This is a genomic window from Streptomyces sp. SID3343, from assembly GCF_009865215.1.
Lineage (GTDB): Bacteria > Actinomycetota > Actinomycetes > Streptomycetales > Streptomycetaceae > Embleya.
In genome coordinates, this window is record NZ_WWJX01001125.1 from 1 (window position 1) to 6603 (window position 6603).

Consider the following 6603-nt stretch of genomic DNA (forward strand, 5'->3'; position numbering starts at 1 on the left):
CGGCCGGCGTGCGGGACCGGATCGTCGAGGGGCTGCACGACGGTTCGCTGGCCGCGCGCAAGGAGCGCGGCGACGGTCCGCTGCCCGGTGTGGCCCTGGTCGGTGGCGGCCCCGGTGACCCCGATCTGATCACCGTGCGCGGTCGGCGCCTGCTCGCCGAGGCCGACGTGGTGATCGCCGACCGGCTCGGCCCGCGCGCACTGCTGGGCGAATTGCCGCCGCACGTGGAGGTGATCGACGCGGCGAAGATCCCCTACGGCCGCGCGATGGCTCAGGAGGCGATCAACGACGCGATGATCGAGCACGCCAAGGCGGGCAGGTTCGTGGTGCGGCTCAAGGGCGGCGACAACTACGTCTTCGGCCGCGGCTTCGAGGAGGCGCTCGCGTGCGCCGAGGCGGGCGTGCCGTGCCAGGTCGTCCCGGGCATCACGAGCGCGATCTCGGTGCCGGCGACAGCCGGTATCCCGGTCACCCACCGGGGCGTCGCGCACGAGTTCACCGTGGTCTCGGGCCACGTCGCCCCGGAGGACCCGCGCTCGCTCGTCGACTGGGCGGCCCTGGCCCGGTTGCGCGGCACGCTCGTGCTGTTGATGGCCGTCGAGCGGCTGGCCCCGATCACCGCGGCCCTGCTCACCCACGGCCGCGCCGCAGGCACCCCGGTCGCGGTGATCCAGGAGGGCACGATGGCCACCCAGCGCGTCCTGCGCACCACGCTGTCCGAGGCTGCGGCGGCCGTCGCGGCCGAGGGCCTGCGCCCGCCGGCCATCGTGGTCGTCGGGGACGTGGTGGCTTTGTCCGACCGCGACTGATCGCGAGCGTCCGGTGCCGGCTTCGTCCGACCGCGACTGATCGCGAGCGTCCGAGATCGCGGACGTCCTCGGTCGCAGGGTTCGGTCGGTGTGCGTCGGCCGAGGTGTTCGGTCGGCATGTTTCATGTTTCATGTCGGCACATCGGTACATCGGCAGGTCGTCACGTCCGCAGGTTCGATCGGCAGGTTCGGTCGATGTGTCCATCGGTATGTCTACAAGGAGATTCATCGTGGGGCTCGGCCTCGGTTGGAAGCTGCACGGAGACGGGGGAACCCCCGCGCCCGGCGAGGTGGTTCGGCCCGATGAGCGGCTTTCGTGGGGGAGGACCGCCGGGCTCGGGGCGCAGCATGTCGTCTCGATGTTCGGGGCCACGTTCATCGCACCGATCCTGATGGGGCTCGACCCCAATCTCGCGGTGATGCTGTCCGGCGTCGCGACGATCCTGTTCCTGTTGATCACGCGTGGGAAGGTGCCGTCCTACCTGGGCAGCAGCCTGTCTTTCGTCGGGGTCGCGGCCTCGATCGGGGCGGCGGGCGGCGGCATCGCCGAGATCACCGGCGCGATGCTGGTGGTCGGCGCCGTGCTGTTCGCCGTTGGGCTGGCGATCCACGTACTCGGCGCGAGGGTGGTGCACGCGGCGTTGCCACCCGTGGTCACCGGCGGCGTGGTGATGATCATCGGGTTCAACCTGGCGCCGGTGGTGGCCACGTCCTATTGGCCGCAGGATCAGTGGATCGCGCTGCTCACGATGGCCTTCACGCTCGTCGCGATGGTGGTCATGCGTGGCTTCTGGTCACGGATCGCGGTCTTCCTGGGGCTCGTGTTCGGCTACCTGTCGTCGTGGGTTGCGGACCGGGCGTTCGGCAGGATCGACTCCGCCGACGGGTCGGGCAAGGTCGTCGAGCACTGGCGGGTGAACTTCGACGGGGTCCGCACCGCCGACTGGATCGGGGCGCCGGATCTGCACGCGCCCGACTTCAAGATGTCCGCGATCCTGCTCGCGCTCCCCGTCGTGGTCGCGTTGATCGCGGAGAACGCCGGGCACGTCAAGGCCGTCGCCGAGATGACCGGCGACGACCTCGATCCGCAGATGGGCCGTGCGATCGCCGCCGACGGGGCGACCACGATGCTCTCCACCGCGGTCGGCGGCCCCGCCACCACCACCTACGCCGAGAACATCGGCGTCATGGCCGCGACCCGGGTCTACTCCACGGCCGCCTACTTCGCCGCCGCGCTGTTCGCGATCCTGTGCGGTCTGTGCCCCAAGTTCGGGGCGATCGTCGCGGCCGTCCCGGGCGGCGTGCTCGGCGGGATCACGGTCGTCCTGTACGGGATGATCGGCCTGCTCGGCGCCAAGATCTGGAACGAGAACAAGGTCGATCTGGGCAATCCGCTCAACCTCGTCCCGGTCGCGGCGGGCGTGATCATCGGCATCGGCAACGTGTCGGTCGAGTTCACCGACGACTTCAAGCTCGACGGCATCCCGCTCGGCACGATCGTGACGCTCGTCGCCTATCACGGGCTGCGGTTGTTCGCCCCGCCGCACCTCAAGGGTGATCCGCCGCTTTTGGACGCGTCGGCGGTCGACCCCGACGACGGGGCCGACGCCGGCGTCGGCAAGCGACTGGGACACTGACCCGGTGCCCGTCATCCCGCTCGACGACCCCGCGGACTCGCGCCTCGTCGACTACACCGACCTGACCGACGTCGAACTGCGCCGCCGCCGTGAACCGGCCGAGGGGTTGTTCATGGCGGAGGGGGAGAAGGTCATCCGCCGGGCCCTGGGATCGGGCTACCCGATGCGGTCGATGCTGCTGTCCCAGCGTTGGGTCGAGACGATGGCCGACGTGATCGAGGCCGCCGACGTGCCCGTATATGTCGGAGCGCCGGAGACGGTCGAGCGGGTGACGGGCTATCAGGTCCATCGCGGCGCGCTCGCGTCGATGGGCCGCAAGCCGTTGCCGGCCGCCGCCGACATCGTCGTGGGGGCGCGGCGGGTCGCGGTCTTGGAGGGGGTCAACGACCACACCAATGTCGGGGCGATCTTCCGCGGGGCGGCGGCGCTGGGCATGGACGCGGTGTTGCTGTCGCCGGACTGCGCCGACCCGCTGTACCGACGCTCGGTGAAGGTTTCGATGGGCGCGGTGTTCTCCGTTCCGTACGCCCGCCTGGAGCCTTGGCCGGGCGGGCTCGACGTGCTGCGTGGGGAGGGGCTCACCCTGCTGGCGATGACGCCGGGCGAGGGTGCGGTGGCGCTCAACGAACTGCCGGCGCGCGATACCGACCGCTGCGCGTTGCTGCTCGGGGCGGAGGGCCCCGGGCTGAGCGCGAAGGCGCTGGCGGCGGCGGATCGGCTGGTGCGGATTCCGATGTCGCACGGCGTCGACTCGCTGAACGTGGGCGCGGCCGCGGCGGTGGCCTTCTACGCGGTGGCGTTCGGCTGAGACCGGTCGGCCGCCAGGCGGTCGAAGGGGGTTTGTCCCGAGCGCTCGATCTCGTTGATTGTGCGGGTCTGGTAGAGCGGTGGGCGCGTTGCGACGCGGCGGCCGCGCATCCGGCGTTCGCGGATCTCGGTGCCGCGTACCCAGATGTGCCGGCGGACCAGGTCACCCTCGTGGTAGCCCGGGCCGGCGTGGCGGTTCGGCGGCGTGTCCAGGGCCTCGATCTCGGGCCGCGCGGTGCGGGCCGCGCTGACCCGGCGGCGGAAGTCGTGGAAGACCTGGAACTCGTAGTGCGGCAGGTAGGTGTAGTCCATCGGCGTCGACTGCGACACCGCGAGAGCGGCGATTGCCATCGCGTCGCGCGTCAACTCCCGCGCGCTGCCCGGCAGCACGACCAAGCCGTCGAGCAGTACGTGATTGGCCCTGCGCTTGTGGTGCTCGAACGCGTAGCGATCCCACGGCGGCCAAGGATTGCTCCGCCACCACGCGTCGGCGTCCGCGAGCGCGGTGTCCAGGCCGTGGGTGTGCCAACGCACCGTGCCGTCGGGGGACTTCAGGCGCGGCAGCAGGCGCCGTAGTTCCCGGGCGGCCGGGCCGCCGAACGGCGTGTGGTCGGTCGGTACCAGCACGAGCGGCACCGACGCGTCGGCCTCGAACGGCGTGGGGTCCAAAAAGCGCCGGTCGACGACCAGCAGCGTGTTCTGCCGTCGCTGGTAGGCGAGCCCCCACAGCAGGCGGGCGAACAGTCTCGCGCCGGCCTGGCCGGACAGCACGTGCCACTCGTCGTGGAACAGGTTGACGGCGAAACGCTCGGTCGTGGACGGGCGCAACGTGATCAGCGTGTACTCCCGTCCGTCCAGGTAAGCAACGGTCCGGTGCAGTTTCATCCGATCGGCGGCGTCCCGGTTCGAACCTTGTCGTGCTTGTTTGTGCGTTTGGTTTGTACTGATCCGTTTACCTCTTTCTTATGTTTCTGAGGTGTTTCTTACGATCTCTTGGAAAATGGGATCGCGCGTCCTTCCCTATTTCTCCCAGGAGCATGCCGATCGTGTCATGCCAATTTCGATCGAATGTGATCTTGGACTAGCGTGTGCTCCGAAGTGCAGTACGGTCGAGCGTCGCCCGAATTGGCACTGTGGCCTGCTCGGGTCGCACGGGCGGCCGAAAATGTGGGTGTGCAGGGAAATGTCCGGTCACCCACACGCGGATATTCGGTGGATTCGGCCTGCACCAGGCGAAATTCGCCAGTATGGGGCGCCGCGCAATCGGATCAGTAACGGGAAGCGAGGCAAAGCTCGTTGGAGATCATGGGTGTACCCCTGGCCTGGGCCCTCGTCGGCTTGGCGGAACTGGTCGCCCTCATGGCGCTTGTGGCGTACCTCGTCGTCCGACGCCGCAAGAGCGAGGTGACGGACACCGCCGAAGGGTCCGACAACTGGGAGCGTGAGCAGGACCGCCGACGGCGCAAGGAACTGTTGTACGGAGTCGCCTCCTACACGCTGCTGTTCGTCTGCGCGGGCGTCGCGGCGGCGTTGTCGTTCCACGGGCTCGTCGGCTTCGGTCGGCAAAACCTCGGCCTGTCCAACGGCTGGGAATACCTCGTGCCGTTCGGGCTCGACGGGGCGGCGATGTTCTGCTCCGTGCTCGCGGTGCGCGAGGCCAGCCACGGTGACGCCGCACTCGGCTCGCGGATATTGGTCTGGACGTTCGCCGGTGCCTCGGCCTGGTTCAACTGGGTGCACGCGCCGCGCGGCGACATGCACGCGGGGGCGCCCCAGTTCTTCGCCGGCATGTCGCTCTCGGCGGCCGTGCTGTTCGACCGGGCACTCAAGCAGACCCGCCGGGCGGCGCTGCGCGAGCAGGGACTCGTCCCGCGCCCGCTGCCGCAGATCCGGATCGTGCGGTGGCTGCGCGCCCCGCACGAGACGTTCAACGCGTGGTCGCTCATGCTGCTCGAAGGTGTGCGCACCCTCGACGAGGCCGTCGAGGAGGTCCGCGAGGACAAGCGCACCAAGCACGACGACCGCGAGCGGCGTCGGGTGGCCGGCAAGCGCGAGCGGGCTCAGCTCAAGGCGCTCAGCCGCAGTGGTGGCGGCGACGGCGGCCACTTCGGCCGACGTGGTGCCGCTCGTCAGGAAATCGCTGCTCTGCCGGGAGGTGGCGGCTCCGAAGCACTCTCGGAGCCTGCTATAGCCGGAAACGACGTTTCCGGCCACGGCGGCTCAGCCGATACGCACAACCCCGCCGGTCGTCCGGCTATTGCCCCCTCCGCGTCCGCGCGAGGGGACGAGATCCCGACATCGGGCGGCGCCGACTCCGATGCCGAGCGGCGCGACGTCATCGACCTCACCGCCGAGGACGACACCATGACGTTGCCCAGGCTCGACTCGCTGGAGCGCAAGCTGAAGGACCTGGAGCGCCAGTTCGGCTGAGGCCGGACACTGCGATTCGGCGTGCACGAAGGACGAGGAAGGGGTGCCCGGTTCGACCGGGCGCCCCTTCCTCGTCGTACCCGGTTTTGCTCATACCGGCCTTCTTCGTGCCGGTCTCCTGCGTGCCCGTGCTTTTTCGTCGGTGTCGGTTGGTCCGTCGTCGTCCTGGCCGGTGGGGTGTCCGCGTCCGTGAGGGCGCCGCAGACGGGTCCCCGGCCGGTCGGCCGGAGCCGGGTCAGGGACCGACGGGCACCAACACCCCGGCGGGGCCGGGGAGATAGCGGGTGGTCTCGTCGGGGGAGTCCACGTAGGAGCGGATGCGCAGGATCGCGTCGTTGCCCACGGCCCACCGGGTCGCCACCGCTCGCGGGTCGGCGGGTACGGCGACCGCGGCCACGCCCACCGGGCTCGGGGTCGGGCCGGCGTTGCCGGCGGCGAAGGTGAACAACTCGACCAGGTGGGTCGGGGGGCCGCCCGCGCCGGGCGTGCGGGTCAGCACGACGACCACCGCGGGTTCGCCGTCCAGGTTCGCCGGAATCACCTCGCCCAGCGTCACGCGGTCGCTGCCGACGTCGGCGGCGCCGTCGGTGAGGGTGAAACCGGCACCGCCGGCCGACGGATCGGAGTAGGTCCGGTCGGCCCAGTCGGCGACCGGTACCGAACCCGCGGCGGGACCGATCCTGGTGCCGGCGCCGGCCCGCTGCGGTGCGACCGGACCGGCCGCCGCCGACGCCTTGTCGGGGCCGTCCCCGCCGTCGTCGTCCTGGAACGCCGCGATGGCCAGTGCGGCGAGCACGGTCACCACGATGAAGATGATCAACTGAACGATCAACAGGCGGCGGCGGTCCTCCGGTCGGCGCCTGCGCGGCGTACCGACCCCCGCCCGCGAGCGCGGCCCGTGGTCCGGCCGGCCGGCGCGT

The 6603-nt window shown here is 70.5% G+C and carries 5 protein-coding genes and 1 pseudogene; 4 read left to right on the forward strand and 2 right to left on the reverse strand.

From position 1 onward, the window contains the following. From cobA to GT354_RS35260, 3 genes are all read left to right on the forward strand, one after another. On the forward strand, nt 1-809 hold an 809-nt coding region (gene cobA / locus GT354_RS35250), incomplete at its 5' end, for a uroporphyrinogen-III C-methyltransferase (RefSeq protein ID WP_161360454.1). A 230-nt stretch (nt 810-1039) separates the two neighbouring features. Beyond that, complete coding sequence (locus tag GT354_RS35255) at nt 1040-2446, forward strand: solute carrier family 23 protein (protein WP_161360455.1); 1407 nt, start codon at nt 1040-1042, stop codon at nt 2444-2446. Between the two features lie 4 nt (nt 2447-2450). Beyond that, nucleotides 2451-3254: an RNA methyltransferase gene (locus tag GT354_RS35260; protein ID WP_161360456.1), complete on the forward strand. Its 804-nt coding sequence runs from the start codon at nt 2451-2453 to the stop codon at nt 3252-3254. Here the strand turns inward: GT354_RS35260 and GT354_RS35265 are convergent. Continuing rightward, nucleotides 3233-4138 carry a hypothetical protein gene (locus GT354_RS35265; RefSeq protein ID WP_161360457.1) on the reverse strand — a complete coding sequence of 302 codons (906 nt, stop codon included), beginning with the start codon at nt 4136-4138 and terminating at the stop codon, nt 3233-3235. The genes GT354_RS35260 and GT354_RS35265 overlap by 22 nt on opposite strands. A gap of 420 nt (nt 4139-4558) precedes the next feature. On the opposite strand from GT354_RS35265, the gene GT354_RS35270 reads away from it, so the two are divergent. Then, on the forward strand, nt 4559-5683 hold the full coding sequence (locus GT354_RS35270; RefSeq protein ID WP_161360458.1) for a DUF2637 domain-containing protein: 1125 nt from the start codon (nt 4559-4561) through the stop codon (nt 5681-5683). Nucleotides 5684-5918: 235 nt separating this feature from the next. Here GT354_RS35270 and GT354_RS35275 read toward each other — a convergent pair. Beyond that, a pseudogene (locus GT354_RS35275) lies at nt 5919-6603 on the reverse strand (hypothetical protein); the annotation flags it as partial.